The organism is Kitasatospora phosalacinea (genome assembly GCF_000717185.1).
Lineage (GTDB): Bacteria > Actinomycetota > Actinomycetes > Streptomycetales > Streptomycetaceae > Kitasatospora > Kitasatospora phosalacinea_A.
The window spans coordinates 1-14,657 of sequence record NZ_JNYE01000022.1 but is presented as its reverse complement, the minus strand read 5'-3'; the positions used below and the strand labels follow the sequence as shown (position 1 = coordinate 14,657).

Annotated in this window: 16 protein-coding genes and 1 riboswitch; of the genes, 6 read left to right on the top strand and 10 right to left on the bottom strand. The window is 74.9% G+C overall.

Annotation, left to right across the window (positions count from 1 at the left end):
* Nucleotides 1-5: 5 nt before the first annotated feature.
* From OO57_RS11895 to OO57_RS11880, 4 genes are all read right to left on the bottom strand, one after another.
* Complete coding sequence (locus OO57_RS11895; protein WP_033252353.1) at nt 6-983, bottom strand: lipase chaperone; 978 nt, start codon at nt 981-983, stop codon at nt 6-8.
* A 1-nt stretch (nt 984) separates the two neighbouring features.
* Complete coding sequence (locus tag OO57_RS11890; protein ID WP_033252352.1) at nt 985-1,875, bottom strand: trypsin-like peptidase domain-containing protein; 891 nt, start codon at nt 1,873-1,875, stop codon at nt 985-987.
* On the bottom strand, nt 1,872-2,222 hold the full coding sequence (locus OO57_RS43755) for a CU044_2847 family protein (protein WP_051777318.1): 351 nt from the start codon (nt 2,220-2,222) through the stop codon (nt 1,872-1,874). Before OO57_RS43755 ends, OO57_RS11890 begins: the two co-directional genes overlap by 4 nt.
* Before the next feature lie 117 nt (nt 2,223-2,339).
* On the bottom strand, nt 2,340-4,277 hold the full coding sequence (locus OO57_RS11880; RefSeq protein WP_033252351.1) for an anthranilate synthase family protein: 1,938 nt from the start codon (nt 4,275-4,277) through the stop codon (nt 2,340-2,342).
* Between the two features lie 305 nt (nt 4,278-4,582).
* On the opposite strand from OO57_RS11880, the gene OO57_RS11875 reads away from it, so the two are divergent.
* Nucleotides 4,583-5,914, top strand: a complete 1,332-nt coding sequence (locus tag OO57_RS11875; protein ID WP_033252350.1) for a class II 3-deoxy-7-phosphoheptulonate synthase — start codon at nt 4,583-4,585, stop codon at nt 5,912-5,914.
* A gap of 136 nt (nt 5,915-6,050) precedes the next feature.
* The gene (locus OO57_RS11870; protein WP_033252349.1) at nt 6,051-6,299 is read left to right on the top strand and encodes a (2Fe-2S)-binding protein; all 249 of its coding nucleotides are present in this window, start codon (nt 6,051-6,053) and stop codon (nt 6,297-6,299) included.
* A 17-nt stretch (nt 6,300-6,316) separates the two neighbouring features.
* Here OO57_RS11870 and bfr read toward each other — a convergent pair whose 3' ends face one another.
* Nucleotides 6,317-6,799, bottom strand: a complete 483-nt coding sequence (gene bfr, locus OO57_RS11865; RefSeq protein ID WP_030461011.1) for a bacterioferritin — start codon at nt 6,797-6,799, stop codon at nt 6,317-6,319.
* Nucleotides 6,800-7,097: 298 nt separating this feature from the next.
* Here bfr and OO57_RS11860 point away from each other — a divergent pair, with 298 nt between their 5' ends.
* A complete protein-coding gene (locus OO57_RS11860; protein ID WP_033252348.1) occupies nt 7,098-7,727 on the top strand; it encodes a sulfite oxidase-like oxidoreductase in 630 nt (209 codons plus the stop codon).
* A gap of 25 nt (nt 7,728-7,752) precedes the next feature.
* Here the strand turns inward: OO57_RS11860 and pknB are convergent, their stop codons facing one another.
* The 5 genes from pknB to thiO form a co-directional block, all read right to left on the bottom strand.
* Nucleotides 7,753-9,489 carry a Stk1 family PASTA domain-containing Ser/Thr kinase gene (pknB, locus tag OO57_RS11855; protein ID WP_051777315.1) on the bottom strand — a complete coding sequence of 579 codons (1,737 nt, stop codon included), beginning with the start codon at nt 9,487-9,489 and terminating at the stop codon, nt 7,753-7,755.
* A gap of 15 nt (nt 9,490-9,504) precedes the next feature.
* Entirely contained in the window at nt 9,505-9,828 is a 324-nt protein-coding gene (locus OO57_RS11850) for a hypothetical protein (protein WP_158715099.1), read from the bottom strand.
* A 151-nt stretch (nt 9,829-9,979) separates the two neighbouring features.
* A complete protein-coding gene (locus OO57_RS11845; RefSeq protein WP_033252346.1) occupies nt 9,980-10,771 on the bottom strand; it encodes a thiazole synthase in 792 nt (263 codons plus the stop codon).
* A 3-nt stretch (nt 10,772-10,774) separates the two neighbouring features.
* On the bottom strand, nt 10,775-10,984 hold the full coding sequence (gene thiS, locus OO57_RS11840) for a sulfur carrier protein ThiS (RefSeq protein WP_063737541.1): 210 nt from the start codon (nt 10,982-10,984) through the stop codon (nt 10,775-10,777).
* Nucleotides 10,981-12,135, bottom strand: a complete 1,155-nt coding sequence (thiO, locus tag OO57_RS11835) for a glycine oxidase ThiO (RefSeq protein ID WP_033252345.1) — start codon at nt 12,133-12,135, stop codon at nt 10,981-10,983. Before thiO ends, thiS begins: the two co-directional genes overlap by 4 nt.
* Nucleotides 12,131-12,243, bottom strand: a riboswitch (TPP riboswitch). It overlaps the preceding gene by 5 nt.
* Before the next feature lie 82 nt (nt 12,244-12,325).
* Here thiO and OO57_RS11830 point away from each other — a divergent pair.
* The 3 genes from OO57_RS11830 to thiE are packed head-to-tail and all read left to right on the top strand — an operon-like array spanning nt 12,326 to nt 14,562.
* Nucleotides 12,326-13,531 (top strand): NAD(P)/FAD-dependent oxidoreductase, encoded by a 1,206-nt coding sequence (locus OO57_RS11830; RefSeq protein ID WP_051777312.1) that lies wholly within the window; start codon nt 12,326-12,328, stop codon nt 13,529-13,531.
* A 21-nt stretch (nt 13,532-13,552) separates the two neighbouring features.
* A complete protein-coding gene (locus OO57_RS11825; protein ID WP_033216844.1) occupies nt 13,553-13,918 on the top strand; it encodes an Rv2175c family DNA-binding protein in 366 nt (121 codons plus the stop codon).
* Nucleotides 13,915-14,562: a thiamine phosphate synthase gene (thiE, locus tag OO57_RS11820; RefSeq protein WP_033252344.1), complete on the top strand. Its 648-nt coding sequence runs from the start codon at nt 13,915-13,917 to the stop codon at nt 14,560-14,562. The genes OO57_RS11825 and thiE overlap by 4 nt, the downstream gene beginning before the upstream one ends.
* Nucleotides 14,563-14,657 lie beyond the last annotated feature (95 nt).

The window sequence follows — 14,657 nt, the reverse complement described above, 5'->3', positions numbered from 1 at the left end:
GACTCCTAGCGGGTGAATTCGACGCGTTGGATGTCGACCTTCTGGGTGCAGCCCGGCGTCTCGCTCAGCTCCAGGGTCAGGTGCAGGCGGGTGAGGCCGGCGGGCACCGGGAGCGAGACCTCGGCGCCCGGGGGCCGCCAGTCGCTGCTGTCGTGCTGGTCGATGCCGAGCCGGGCGGTCAGCTCGGTGCAGCTGCCGCTGTCCGGGTTGACGTCGGACAGCAGCAGGCGGGCCTTCAGCCGGGCGGCGCCCGCGGGGACGTCGACCTCCGCGGTGCTGGTGCCGCCGGGGCCGACGGTGGGGTCGCTCCAGACGGCGCTCCGCGCGGGCAGCGGCGACGGGCCGCCCGACCAGGCCAGGACGGCGGCCAGGGCGACGACGGCGAGCACGGCCAGGCCGGCGGCGGCCCGCACCAGGGGGCGCCCGTGCCGGGGCAGCTCCTCCTGCCGGTCGAGCGGGGGCGGGCCGGTGCGGACGCGTTCCGCGGCCTCGCGGGCGTGCTGCGCCAGCTGCGGCTCCTTGAGGGCGAGCTCCTCCAGCAGCAGGCCGGGGCTGCCGATCACCCGGGCGTGGGTGGCCATCTCGACCAGGCGGCGGCCGTCGGTGCGCAGCGGGGCCACCGGCGGGAAGCACAGCACGTCGGCGATGGCGACGAGCTCGGCCCGCTGGTCGACGGCCAGCCCGGGCGCGTTCTGCACCAGGGCGAGGAAGGACACCCAGTCGCCGCGCAGCTGGTTGCCGTGGACGTTGACCAGCCAGTCGTGCAGGTGGCCGATCGCGGCGGCGGGCTGCCGGTGGTCCTCGGCCAGGAACTTGGCGATCCGGGTGGCGGACACCGACAGCGGGCGGGGCTGCACCTGGACGGGGTAGCCCGTGGTCTCGGCCAGGTGCTGCTCCAACTCCGGCAGCACCGGAGCCAGTTCGAACCATCCGGCGAGGATGCGCTGCAGCATCTGCCGGGTCTCCCAGGTGCAGCGGTCCATCTCACTCCTCCGGTTCGGAGCCCAGCAGGGCGTCCAGTTCGTCCAGCGCCCGGTGCGGGCCGCACAGTTCGCGGGCCCCGGCCAGCAGGGCGCGCAGCGCGGCGCCCGGACGGCGGTGCTGCAGGCAGCAGGCGGCGAGGGCGCGCAGGTGCAGGGCGGCGAGCGCGTGGTACGCGACCCGGACCTCCTCGCCGGGGCCGAGCCGCTCGTTGACCGCCTGCACCAGCTCCAGCCGCACCGCCGGGTCCTGCAGCGGGGCCGGCGCGGCGAGCAGCCGGGCGACCTCGCCCGCCGTCACCGCCGGACGGGGCGCCGGGGGCGGGGCGGCCGGCGGCAGCAGCGGCAGCAGCTCGGACAGCGGGGTCAGCCAGCCGCCGACCGGGTCGTCGCCGTCCGCGGTGGCCTTGACCACGCCGACCACCCGGCCCTGCCCGTCGACCGCCATGCCGCCGCTCAACCCGGGCTGGATCCAGCCTCCTTGGACGCGTATCCCGAGACCGGAGGGGCCCGCGACGGTCAGCCGGGCCGACTCCGGGCCGACCTCGCCGGTGACCGGGTTCCTCGCGAAGCCGCGCACCAGGACGACCGCGCCGCTCGCCGGGTCGCGCCCGGCGAGCGGGACGGCGGGGGCGTCGGCCAGGCCGGGCGCGGTGAGCAGGGCGAGGTCCGGCCGCGGGTAGGCGGCGGCGCCGGGCACCGGGCCCGGCGGGAACAGCCGCGCGGTGCGCACCGGGTGGGCGTCCGCGCCGGGCCCGGTGGCCGCGGTGAGCCCCGGGCGGCCGTGCACCACGTGCGCGCAGCTGACCAGCAGGCCCGCGCCGAGGTGGAAGCCGCTGCCGCGGAAGTTCCCGGCCGGGTCGGCGAGCAGGACCGCCGCGCTGTCCGGGCTCACTCGGCGCCGCGGTCGTCCGGCCGCCGCCAACTCAGCCGGACGACCAGGCCGGCCCGGGCGGAGGCCTCCGCGAGGACGCCGACCAGGCGGCCGGACTTCACCTCCAGGTCGAGGCCGAACTCCACCTCGAACTCGTCCGGGTCGCCCGCCTCCAGCGCCGTCTCGCGCGCCCACCGCCCGACCGCGCGCACCGTGCGCCGGACTTCGCCGAGGCTGTGGGTGACCGCCGCGGAGACCGCCCCCGCGTCCCCCGCCCGGCGGCCGGGGCCGTGGCGGAGGGCGGCGTGCAGGACGGTGCCGTCGTCGAGGGCGATCTCGACGCTTCCGGACTCGGGTGCGTTCGTCATGCATCCCCCAATTCATGACCGACGGGCAGGATATGAATACCAGTCAGCCTCGGGGGAGATCCAGACCTTTCCGTCGGCCGCCCGGCGGCGGGGCCGGGCGGCCGGCCCCGGCGGGATTCAGCCGCGCACGGCCGCGGCGGTGCGCAGCAGCCCGGCGACGATCTCCACCCCCTCCCGGGTGAGCACCGACTCGGGGTGGAACTGCACCCCGGCGAAGCCCGGCCCGCGCAGGGCGTGCACGTCGCCGGTGCGGGCGTCCCGGGCGAGTTCGACGCCCTCGGCGGCCAGCCGCGCGGCGGTCGCCGCGTCGCAGCGGGCGGTGAAGGTGTTGTAGAAGCCGACGGTGCGGCGGGTGCCGAACAGGTCGATCGCCTCCTGGGCGCCCTGGTACGGCACCGCCTTGCGGGCCAGCTCCAGCCCGAGCTGCGCGGAGAGCAGCTGGTGGCTGAGGCAGACCGCGAGCAGCGGCGCGGTGCGCGCCCCGGAGCGGACGGCGGCCAGCGCGTCGGCGACGACCGGGCGCAGCAGGGCCATCTTCGGGTCGGCGGGGTCGGCCGGGTCGCCGGGGCCGGGGCCGAGCACCAGCGGGCCGCGGTGCGCGGCGGCCCGCTCGCGCAGCCCGGGGGCGTCGTAGCGGACGACGGAGACGGTGTGGCCGAGCGAGCGCAGCAGGTGGGCGAGCATCGCGGTGAAGGTGTCCTCGCCGTCCACCACCAGGGCGTCGGCGCCGGGCAGCGGCGCGGCGGGCTGCTGCATCCGCAGCCAGAACGGGGCCAGCCCGGCCCGCCGGGAGTCGAGGGCGGCCTGCACCCGGTGGTCCTCGCCGAGCCGGGGCCGGGCGGCGGCCTCCTTGGCGGAGCGGGCCGGGCGGGCGCCGATCGCGGAGAGCACCCCGGCGGCCTTGGCGTGCGTCTCGGCGACCTCGGAGTGCGGGTCGGAGTGCCGGACGAGGGTGGCGCCGACCCGGACGACCAGCGAGCCGTCGGCGGGGTCGATGTCGGCGGCCCGGATGCAGATCGGCGAGTCCAACTGCTGGCCGCCGCTGGCGGAACGGCCGATCAGGGCGAGCGCGCCGGAGTAGTAGCCGCGCCCGCCGCGCTCGTACCGGTCGATCACCCGGGTGGCGTTCTGCACCGGGCTGCCGGTGACGGTGGCGGCGAACATGGTCTCCCGCAGCACCTCGCGGACGTCCAGCGAGGTGCGGCCGCGCAGTTCGTACTCGGTGTGCGCGAGGTGCGACATCTCCTTCAGGCGCGGGCCGAGCACCTGCCCGCCGAGGTCGCCGACCGCGCACATCATCTTCAGTTCCTCGTCGACCACCATGGTGAGCTCCTCCAGCTCCTTGGGGTCGCGCAGGAACTCCAGCAGCGACCCGGCGGTCGGGCCGCCCGCCGGGTAGCGGTAGGTGCCGGAGATCGGGTTCATCACCACGGTGCCGCCGGACTGCCGGACGTGGACCTCGGGGGAGGCGCCGACCAGCACCCGGTCGCCGGTGTGCACCAGGAAGGTCCAGTACGCGCCGCGCTCGTGCTCCAGCAGCCGCCGGAACAGGGTCAGCGCGGTCGCGGTGGAGTACCCGGCCAGTTCGGCCCGGAAGTCGCGCCGGATCACGAAGTTGGCGCCCTCGCCGCGCCCGATCTCGTCCCGGATCACCCGGCGGACGATCTCCGCGTACTCCTCGTCGTCGATGTCGAACTCCCCGCCGCGCAGCTCCACCGGCGCGTCCGGCAGCGCGGCCAGCACCCCGGCCAGCGGCAGCGCGTACTGCTCGGTGACGGACAGCGCCCGCAGCGGGGTGCCGTCCTGCCGGGCGGCGAAGCCGCGTTCGCGGATCTGCGCGTACGGGACGAGGGCCAGCAGGTCGTGCCGGGGGCCGCCGTCGGGGGTGCCGGCCGGGACGGGCAGGTCGGCCAGCGCCTCGTGGTCGGAGACCTCGCCGACCAGCAGTTCGACGGTGTCGGGGGCGAGCCGGGGGGCGCGGCGGTGCAGCAGGGCGAAGGCCGGGGCGTCGGGGGCGGTGAGCCGGGCGAGCAGGTCGGCGGCGGTGGTGGTCACGACTGCGGTGTTCCTTCCGGGAGGTTGCGCTGCGGGGGTTCCGCCGCCTCCGGGAGGCCGTGACGCTGCACACACGCGTCGACGGCCGCCCCGGAGGGCGGCCGTCGTTCGTCGCTAGGGACGCGCGATCCGTGGGCCGCCCAACGGGCTGGCCCACCACCAGGAGAAGGTGTGCGGCGCGGTCACGGAGCAGACCTTAGCCCACCGGCGGACGGTGCGGGGAGGGATCGGCGGGATGTCCACGAGCCGTCTCACCCAGCGGGCGGCATCCCCGGATCGCCTGTCCCACCCCGTAGCCTTGCCCTGTGACCGTGACTAACCACTCCTGGCAGTCCCTGCCCGCGGCGCAGCAGCCTGAATGGCCGGACCAAGAGGCTCTGCGCAAGACCCTTGCGGAGCTGGCCTCCTATCCGCCCCTCGTCTTCGCCGGCGAGTGCGACCAGCTGCGCGCCCGGCTCGCGGCCGTCGCGCGTGGTGAGGCGTTCCTGCTCCAGGGCGGCGACTGCGCCGAGGCGTTCGACGCCGTGTCGGCCGACCAGATCCGCAACAAGCTGAAGACCCTGCTGCAGATGGCCGCCGTGCTCACGTACGCCGCGTCCGTCCCGGTGGTCAAGGTCGGCCGGATCGCCGGACAGTACTCCAAGCCCCGCTCGAAGGGCACCGAGACCCGCGACGGCGTGACCCTGCCGACCTACCGCGGCGACTCGGTCAACGGCTTCGAGTTCACCGCCGAGGCCCGCATCCCGGACCCGGAGCGCCTCAAGCGGATGTACAACGCCTCCGCGGCGACGCTCAACCTGGTGCGCGCCTTCACCACCGGCGGCTACGCCGACCTGCGCCAGGTGCACGCCTGGAACCAGGACTTCGTGCGCAACTCCCCGGCGGGGCAGCGCTACGAGCAGCTGGCCCGGGAGATCGACCAGGCGCTGGCCTTCATGAACGCCTGCGGGGTGGCCCCGGAGGAGTTCAAGACGGTCGAGTTCTTCTCCTCGCACGAGGCGCTGATCCTGGACTACGAGACGGCGCTGACCCGCACCGACTCGCGCACCGGCGAGCTGTACGACGTCTCCGGCCACATGGTGTGGATCGGCGAGCGCACCCGGCAGCTGGACCACGCGCACATCGAGTTCGCGTCCAAGATCCGCAACCCGATCGGCGTCAAGCTCGGCCCGACCACCACGGTCGACGACGCGCTGACCCTGATCGACCGCCTCGACCCGGAGCGCGAGCCCGGTCGGCTCACCTTCATCACCCGGATGGGCGCGGGCAAGATCCGCGACCACCTGCCCACCCTGGTGGAGAAGGTCACCGCCTCCGGCGCCCAGGTCGTGTGGATCACCGACCCGATGCACGGCAACACCTTCGAGGCCTCCAGCGGCCACAAGACCCGCAAGTTCGACGACGTGCTGGACGAGGTCCGGGGCTTCTTCGAGGTGCACCGCGCGCTCGGCACCCACCCGGGCGGCATCCACGTGGAGCTGACCGGCGACGACGTCACCGAGTGCGTCGGCGGCGGCGACGAGGTGCTGGTCGACGACCTGCACCAGCGCTACGAGACGGCCTGCGACCCGCGGCTCAACCGCAGCCAGTCGCTGGACCTGGCGTTCCTGGTCGCCGAGATGTACCGCGGCCAGTAGGTCCTGAGCCCCCCGGGGCAGATGTGACGAAGGCCCCTCCGCTTTCGGGTGATCCGGGACGGAGGGGCCTTTTTCGTACCCGGAGCACCAGGTAAGGTAAGGCTCAGTAAACCGCACCAACCGGAAGGGGCCGCACATGTACGTGTGCATGTGCCACGCGGTCACTGAGGCCCAGGTCAAGCAGAAGATCGACGAGGGGGCCAACACCCCCCGCCAGATAGCCCAGGGCTGCAAGGCCGGCACCGACTGCGGCTCCTGCGTGCGGCGCATCCAGGCGCTGCTCGGCGAGCACGGCGCCCGCCCCTGCCCGACCGCCCGGCTGGCCGAGCGCCTCGGCCTGGCCGACCCGGCCGCCGCGCCCGCCGTGGTGCCGAAGGCCGCCTGAGGTCGCTCCCGCCCGGGTCAGCTGCTCTCGGGCTGCTCGATCAGCTGCGCGATGTAGAGCGCCTCGCCGAGCTTGTCCAGCAGCTCCAGCTGGGTGTCCAGGTAGTCGATGTGGTGCTCCTCGTCGGCGAGGATGGACTCGAAGATGTTCGCCGAGGTGACGTCGTTCTTGGCGCGCATCACCACGATCCCGCGGCGCAGCCGGTCGATCGCCTCGACCTCGACCTGCCGGTCGGCCTCGAACATCTCCTTGACCGTCTGCCCGATCCGGACGTGGAACAGCCGCTGGTAGTTCGGCAGGCCGTCCAGGAAGAGGATCCGGTCGGTCAGCACCTCGGCGTGCTTCATCTCGTCGAAGGACTCGTGCCGGGTGTACTTGGCGAGCTTGGTCCAGCCGAAGTTCTCCTGCATCTTCGCGTGCAGGAAGTACTGGTTGATGGCGGTGAGTTCGGCGGTCAGCTGCTCGTTGAGGAACTCGATGACCTCGGGGTCGCCCTGCATGGCCTGCCTTCCTGTGCGCATTCCGGTCGGTGTCCGGCTGCCCCGAATCGTGGCAGCTGAACGGGTGCACTTCCAGTAAGTTCACGCTCACAGCCGCCGCCGGAAACGATATTCCTGTCCGCCGTTCAAGGCTCTGACCTGCGGTGATGCCGAACGGATTGGGCCGATCGGGGGTATCTCACCCGAACGGCTGCGCGGATTCCCCCCGCGTTTCCCCCCACCGCCGCGGCGGATTCCGCGGGGGGCGCGCGGCGGGGGCGCGTGCGGTTCGGCGCCCGCCGTCTGTCACCATGGAGGCATGGGTCAGCACGAACCGGAACAGCCGCCGCCGACTGACCCGAGGCTCCCCCCGGGGCAGCGGCCGCAGCGCGGCTGGCCCGTCCTGCACTACGGGCCGGTGCCCCGGTTCAAGCCGCAGGGCTGGGACTTCCAGGTGTTCGGGGCCACCGCCGACGCGGAGAAGGCCAGTTGGGACTTCGCCGCCTTCCACGCCCTGCCCAAGACCACCGTCCGCGGCGACTTCCACTGCGTCACCAAGTTCTCGATGCTCGGCAACGAGTGGACCGGCGTCGCCGCGGGGACGGTCCTGGACCTCGTCCCGCCCGACCCGTCGGTCACCCACGTGATGGTCTGGGCCGAGTACGGCTACAGCGCCAACCTGCGGCTCGCCGACTTCGCCGACCCGGCCACCGTCTTCGCCACCCACCACGACGGCCGCCCGCTCACCCTGGAGCACGGCTTCCCGGTCCGCCTGGTGGTGCCCCACCTGTACGCCTGGAAGGGCCCCAAGTGGGTGCGCGCCGTCGAGTACATGCGGGCCGACCGGCGCGGCTTCTGGGAGGAGCGCGGCTACCACAACCTCGCCGACCCGTGGCGCGAGCAGCGCTACTCCTACCAGGAGCAGCCCGGGGACGGCCCGCTGCGCTGAGGCGGCGGGCCCGGGGCGGGAGGGCCTAGAACAGGCTGACGGTGATCGTCACGGTGCTGCCCTGCTTGGCGGGGGTGCCCGCCGCGGGCGACTGGCCGGTGACCTTGCCGATCGGGAACAGCCCGGCGACCTCCGGCACGAACCCGGCGTCCTGGAGGGCCTGCGAGGCCTCCTCCTTGCTCAGGTCCTTGACGTCCGGCACCAGGTGCATGCCCTTGGAGACGGTCAGCGCCACCGGCGAGTCGGGCGCCAGCCGGCTGCCGGCCGACGGGGCGGTGGAGATCACCGAGCCCTTCGGCACGGTGTCGCTGAACTCCTCGTTGCTGGTGCCCGCCGTCAGCCGGGCCTCGCCCAGCGCCTTGGCGGCGTCCGCCTGCGGCCGGCCCGTCACGTCCGGCACCTGCACCCGCTCCGGGCCGCGCGAGAGCACCACCTTGACCGCGTCGCTCTTGCGGACCCGGGTGCCCACGCCCGGGTCGGTGGAGATCACCTGCCCGGACTGCACCGACTCGCTGAACTGCTCGCTGAACGTCCCGTGCAGGCCCGCGTGGTCCAGCGTCGCCACCGCCTGCTCCCGGTCCTGCCCCAGCACGCTCGGCACCGTCGCGTACACCGCGTTGGACAGCGCGTACGTGATCCCGCCGACCAGCAGCAGCACCACCGCCAGCACCGCCGACCAGACCAGCGGGCGGCGGCCGAAGCCCGAGCGCAGGGCCCGGCCGGGCAGGCCGCGCGGCGGGTCGTCGTTCACCACCGGGCGCACCGGCGGCAGCAGCTCCGGCGGAACCTCCAGCACGCTGGTGCGGTCCAGCGCCGGGACCCTCTCGATCACCGCGGTGGCCTCGCCCGGCCCGTACTGCGGGGTGGGCCGGGTCGAGGCGGGCGGCTCGGCGTCCAGCTGCGCGGCGGGCAGCGAGCGGCGGGCCCGCTGCACCGAGGCCAGCAGCTCCACCGCGTCCCACGGCCGGGCCCGCGGGTCCCGGGCGGTCGCCGCCGCCACTATCGCGTCCAGCTCCGGGCCCACCGCGGGGGCGGCCGACGACGGCGGCGGGACGTCCTCGTGCAGGTGCCGGTACATCACCTGGGCGGCGTTCTCCCCGGTGTGCGGCTTGGCGCCGGTCAGCATCTCGTACAGCAGGATGCCCGCCGCGTAGACGTCCACCCGCTGGTCGGTGGGCTCCTGGCGGATCTGCTCCGGCGCCAGGTACGAGACGGTGCCCATCAGTTGGCCGGTCTCGGTGGTGGACGCGGAGGTGGCGTCGCCGGTCGGCAGGATCCGGACCAGGCCGAAGTCGGCGACCTTCACCATGCCGTTGTCGGTGATCAGCACGTTCTCCGGCTTGACGTCCCGGTGCACCAGACCGGCCCGGTGCGCCGCGCCGAGCGCCGCCAGCACCGGCTCCAGCACGTCCAGCGCGGCCCGCACCGACAGCGCCCCGCGGTCGCGCAGCACGTCGCGCAGGTTGCGGCCGGGCACGTACTCCATCGCCATGAACACGGCCCGCGGATCGGCGCCCTGGTCCAGCACGTTGACCACGTTGGGGTGCGCGAGCCGGGCCACCGCCTTGGCCTCGCGGATGAAGCGCGCCGAGAAGTCGGCGTCCCCGGCCAGCGAGGGGTGCATCACCTTCAGCGCCACGGTCCGGTCCAGCCGGGTGTCGGTGCCCCGGTAGACGGTCGACATGCCGCCGACCGCGATCCGCTGCTCGACCCGGTAGCGGCCGTCGAGCAGCACGCCGTGCAGGGGGTCGTCGAGGGTCATGTCCACCTGAGGAGTCTAGGGGTTCGGCATCGGGACGGGCCCGTCGGCGGGGCGGTGCAGCGCGAACAGCACCAGCAGCAGGGCGGCCAGCAGCAGGTGCGCGACCAGGGCGCCGGTGCCGGCCCGCAGCAGCCGCGCCGAGGGCGGCGAGCCCGACGGCGCGGTGCCCGCACCGATCCCGGCGCCGAGCAGCACCGGGACCATCAGCAGCAGGACCAGCCCGGCCGCCCGGGTGCCCAGGGCGTGGGACAGCGCCCAGCCGTCGAGCAGCACCACCGGGCCGCAGGTCAGTACCGCGCCCGCGCCCGTGGCCCCGGCCCCGCGGTCGTTCTCCCGCACCACTCGGATCCCCCCGTCCGCACAGTGCTGCCATGCTGGCAGCCCGCCCGCGGTCCGGGCACGGCCGCGGGGCGAACCGTTCCCGAACCGGGACACGCGGGCCGGGGGTGCAGCGTGCGGGGCTCAGAACGCGGGGCTCAGAACGCGGGGCTCAGAACGCGGGGCGCTCGCGGGTGTCGGCCAGGCCCGCGGTGGGGGAGGAGGCCTCGGCGTAGTAGCGGCGCGGGATCCGCCCGGCCCGGTGGGCGAGCCGCCCGGCCTCGACGGCCTTGCGCATCGCCTCCGCCATCAGCACTGGCTCCTGCGCGCGGGTCACCGCGGAGGCCAGCATGACGGCGGAGCAGCCGAGTTCCATCGCCAGCGCGACGTCGCTCGCGGTGCCCGCGCCCGCGTCCAGCACCACCGGGACGTTCGCGGCCTCCACGATCAGCTGGAAGTTGTGCGGGTTGCGGATGCCAAGCCCGGAGCCGATCGGCGAGCCCAGCGGCATGATCGCCGCGCAGCCGACGTCCTCCAGCTTGCGGGCCAGCACCGGGTCGTCGTTGGTGTACGGCAGCACGGTGAAGCCGTCGTCGACCAGCGTCTCGGCGGCGTCCAGCAGCTCGATCGGGTCGGGCAGCAGCGTCCGCTCGTCGGCGATCACCTCCAGCTTCACCCAGTCGGTGCCGAGCGCCTCGCGGGCCAGCCGGGCGGTCAGCACGGCCTCGCCCGCGGTGTAGCAGCCCGCGGTGTTCGGCAGCACCCGGATGCCGTTGCGGGCCAGCACCTCCAGCACCGAGCCCTGGGTGGCGGTGTTGACCCGGCGCATCGCCACCGTGGTCAGCTCGGTGCCGGAGGCCTGCAGCGCCTGCTCCAGCACCTCCAGGCTGGGCGCGCCGCCGGTGCCCATGACCAGCCGGGAGTGGAAGGTGGTGCCGCCGATGACGAGTGCGTCGTCAGCCATGGTTCAGCCTCCCTGGACGGCGGTGAGGATCTCGACCCGGTCGCCCGCGCCGAGCGGGGTGGCGGGCCACGAACTGCGGGGCACCACGGCCTCGTTGACGGCGGCGGCGACGCCGGTGTTGGCGGCCGACACCTCGGCCACCAGCACGTCCAGCGTGGTGGCGGCGGGCAGGGTGCGCGGCTCGCCGTTGACGGTCAGGGCGATGGTGTTCATGCGGCGGCTCTCGGGGTGAAGCGGTCGGGGGTGAAGTCGCTCGCCAGCGGCGGGAGTTCGCCGTCGGCCAGGTAGTCGGCGAGCAGGTCGGCGGTGACCGGGGTGAGCAGCACGCCGTTGCGGTAGTGGCCGGTGGCGGCGACCAGGCCGTCCAGCGCGGTCGGGCCGAGCAGCGGCGCGTTGTCGGGGGAGCCCGGGCGCAGGCCCGCGCCGGTCTCCACCAGCGGCAACTCGGTGATGCCGGGCACGAGTTCGTGCGCGTCCCGGAGCAGCTCGTAGACGCCGCCCGCGGTGACGGTGGTGTCGTGGCCGAGCTCCTCGGTGGTCGCGCCGATCACCAGCTCGCCGTCGGCCCGCGGCACCAGGTACAGGTGCTGCCCGCGCACCACCGCCCGCACGTTGCGGGACAGGAACGGCCCGTGCGCGGTGGGCATCCGCAGCCGCAGCACCTGGCCCTTGACCGGACGGACCGCGGGCAGCACCCCGTCCGGCAGCCCCGGCAGCAGGTGGCTGCGCGAACCGGCGGCCAGCACCGTGCGCCCCGCCGCCAGCCGCTCGCCGGTCGACAGCCGCACGCCCGCCGCCCGCCCGTCCTCGACCAGCAGTTCGGCGGCCTCCGCCCGGTGCAGCACCACGCCCGCCCGCTCGCAGGCGGCGACCAGCGCGGCGGCCAGCCGGCGGCCGTCCACCTGGTGGTCCTCGGCGACGTGCAGTCCGCCGCGCACGCCCGGGGCCAGCATCGGCTCCAGGCGGCGGCACTCGCGGCCGGTCAGCCACTCGGACGCCAGGCCCAGGCGGCCGTGGAAGGCGTGCAGTTCGCGCAGCTCCGCCCGGTCGTCGGAGTCCAGCGCGACGGCCAGCGTGCCGGTGCGCCGGTAGCCGGTGTCCAGCCCGGTGGCCTCGGTCAGTTCGGCGGCGAACGCGGCGTACCGCTCGTTCGACGCCATGCCCAGGCGCAGCAACGGCTCCTCGCCGTACTGCAGTTCGGTGACGGGGGCGAGCATGCCCGCGGCGACCTGCGCCGCGCCGCCGCCCGGCCGCGGGTCGACCACCGCGACCGACAGGCCGCGCTGCGCGGTGCGCCAGGCGACGCCCAGACCGATGATGCCCCCGCCGACCACCAGCACGTCGGGCGCGTGGGAAGGTGCCACAGCCGCTGATTCTCCCTTCGCCGGCATGACCCGGATCAGGTTCGGACGGTCGCGGGCCGCCGCAGCCCGCCTCTCAGCCCGGTGCACCGGGCTCCCGTGATGAAGTACCCCCACCATAACGCCGGGCCGTCCCGGGCCAGAAGGCGCGTACGCAGCACGGACACCGCGGCCCCGCCCGGCCGGGGATAGGGTGGGCGGCGTGGCTGAGCTGAGGGCAACGGACCGGGTCGTCGTGGTCGGAGCGGGCATGGCGGGCGCCCAGACCGCCCTGAACCTGCGCCAGGGCGGCTGGCGGGGCCCGCTCGCGCTGGTCGGCGCGGAACTCCACCTCCCGTACGACCGCCCCCCGCTCTCCAAGGACGTCCTGCTCGGCAAGGCCGACGCCACCGCCTTCGAGATCGACTGGCACGAGCTCGACGTCGACCTGCTCACCGGCCGCCGCGCCACCGGCCTGGAGCCCGGCCTGCTGCGCACCGACCGCGGCGAACTCCCGTACGACGCCCTGGTGATCGCCACCGGCGCCGAACCGCGCACCCTGCCCCACCTGCCCGGCGCCCGCACCCTGCGCACCGTCGACGACGCCCACGCGCTGCGCGCCGCGCTCACCCCCGGCCGCCGGATCGTCCTGGTCGGCGCGGGCTGGATCGGCGCCGAGACCGCCACCGTCGCCCGCCGGCTCGGCTGCGAGGTCACGGTCGTGGAGGCCGCCGCCGCCCCGCTCGCCGGAGCCCTGCCCGCCGAACTCGGCGCCCTGATGGCCGACTGGTACGCCGCCGCGGGCGTCGACCTGCGCTGCGGCACCGCCGTCTCCGGCGCCGCCGACGGCGGCGTGCTGCTCGCCGACGGCACTCACCTGCCCGCCGACGAGGTCGTGGTCGGCATCGGCGGCCGCCCCGCCACCGACTGGCTGGCCGGCGGCCCGCTCGCCCTCGCCCCCGACGGCACCGTCCCGGTCGACGACCGGCTGCGCACCGCCCTGCCCGGCGTCTGGGCGGCCGGCGACTGCACCTCCTACCCCTCCGCCCGCTCCGGCGCCCGCCTCGCCGTCCAGCACTGGGACCACGCCCTGCACTCCGGCGCCGCCGCCGCGGCCTCCCTGCTCGGCACCCTCGACGCCCCCTACGACCCCGTCCCGTACTTCTGGTCCGAGCAGTTCGACCGCATGGTCCAGTACGCCGGGCGGCACGCCGGGGCCGACCACCTGCTGTGGCGCGGCTCCCCGTCCGACCCCGACTGGACGGTGCTGTGGCTGCGCGACGGTGCCCTGGTCGCGCTGCTCGCCGTCGGCCGGCCGCGCGACCTGGCCCAGGGCCGCCGCCTGATCGAGCGCGGCGGCGCGCTCGACCCGGCCCTGGCCGCCGACCCCGCCGTCCAGCTGAAGGCGGCGACCCGGTAGCGGCTCGGTAGGCTGGGGACCGTGAGCGAGATTGATCCCAAGATTGACGCCCTGGTCCCCGCGTGGCTGTACCTGCCCGACATCTCGGAGCGGTGGGGCGTGGTGATCACCGAGGTCCGCGACATGGTGCGCAACCGCACCCTGCTCGCGGTCCGCCGTGGCCCCAACAAGTCCCTGCAGGTCCCCGCCGACTTCATCGAGGACGACGGCCCGGTCAAGCACCTGGTCGGCACCCTCACCGTGCTGCGCGACTGCGGCTTCTCCGACCAGGAGATCCTGGAGTGGATGTTCACCGAGGACGACTCCCTCCCCGGCAGCCCGATCCAGGCCCTGCGCGAGAACCGCGGCACCGAGGTCAAGCGCCGCGCCCAGGCCATGGCCCTGTGACGGCCGCGCCCACCGCCCGGCAACGCCTGGCCGACGCCCGGCTCTACCTCTGCACCGACGCCCGCCGCGAGCAGGGCGACCTGCCCGAGTTCCTGGACGCGGTGCTCGCGGGCGGCGTCGACGTCGTCCAGCTCCGCGACAAGGCCCTGGAGGCCAAGCAGGAACTGGAGCACCTGGAGGTCTTCGCCGACGCGGCCCGCCGCCACGGCAAGCTGCTCGCCGTCAACGACCGCGCCGACGTCGCGCACGGCGCCCGCCCCGACGTGCTGCACCTCGGCCAGGACGACCTGCCGGTCGCCGTCGCCCGCCGCATCCTCGGCGAGGACGTGCTGATCGGCCGCTCCTGCCACGCCGAGGGCGAGGTCGACACCGCCCTCGCCGAACCCGGCGTCGACTACTTCTGCACCGGCCCGGTCTGGCCCACCCCCACCAAGCCCGGCCGCCACGCCCCCGGCCTCGACCTGGTCCGCTACGCCGCCGCGCAGCGCCCCGAACGCCCCTGGTTCGCCATCGGCGGCATCGACCACGACAACCTCCAGCAGGTCCTGGACGCGGGCGCCACCCGCATCGTCGTCGTCCGCGCCCTCACCGCCGCCGAGGACCCGGCCGCGGCCGCCGCCGCCCTGGCCGCCCGCCTCCGCTAGAAGACTGATGAAGATCTTGGCGTGGTCTGGGCTGCCGCCGTCAGGTGGTGGTCTGGATGTGCCAGGTGGTGCCGTTGTGGTCGAGTCCGAGGTTG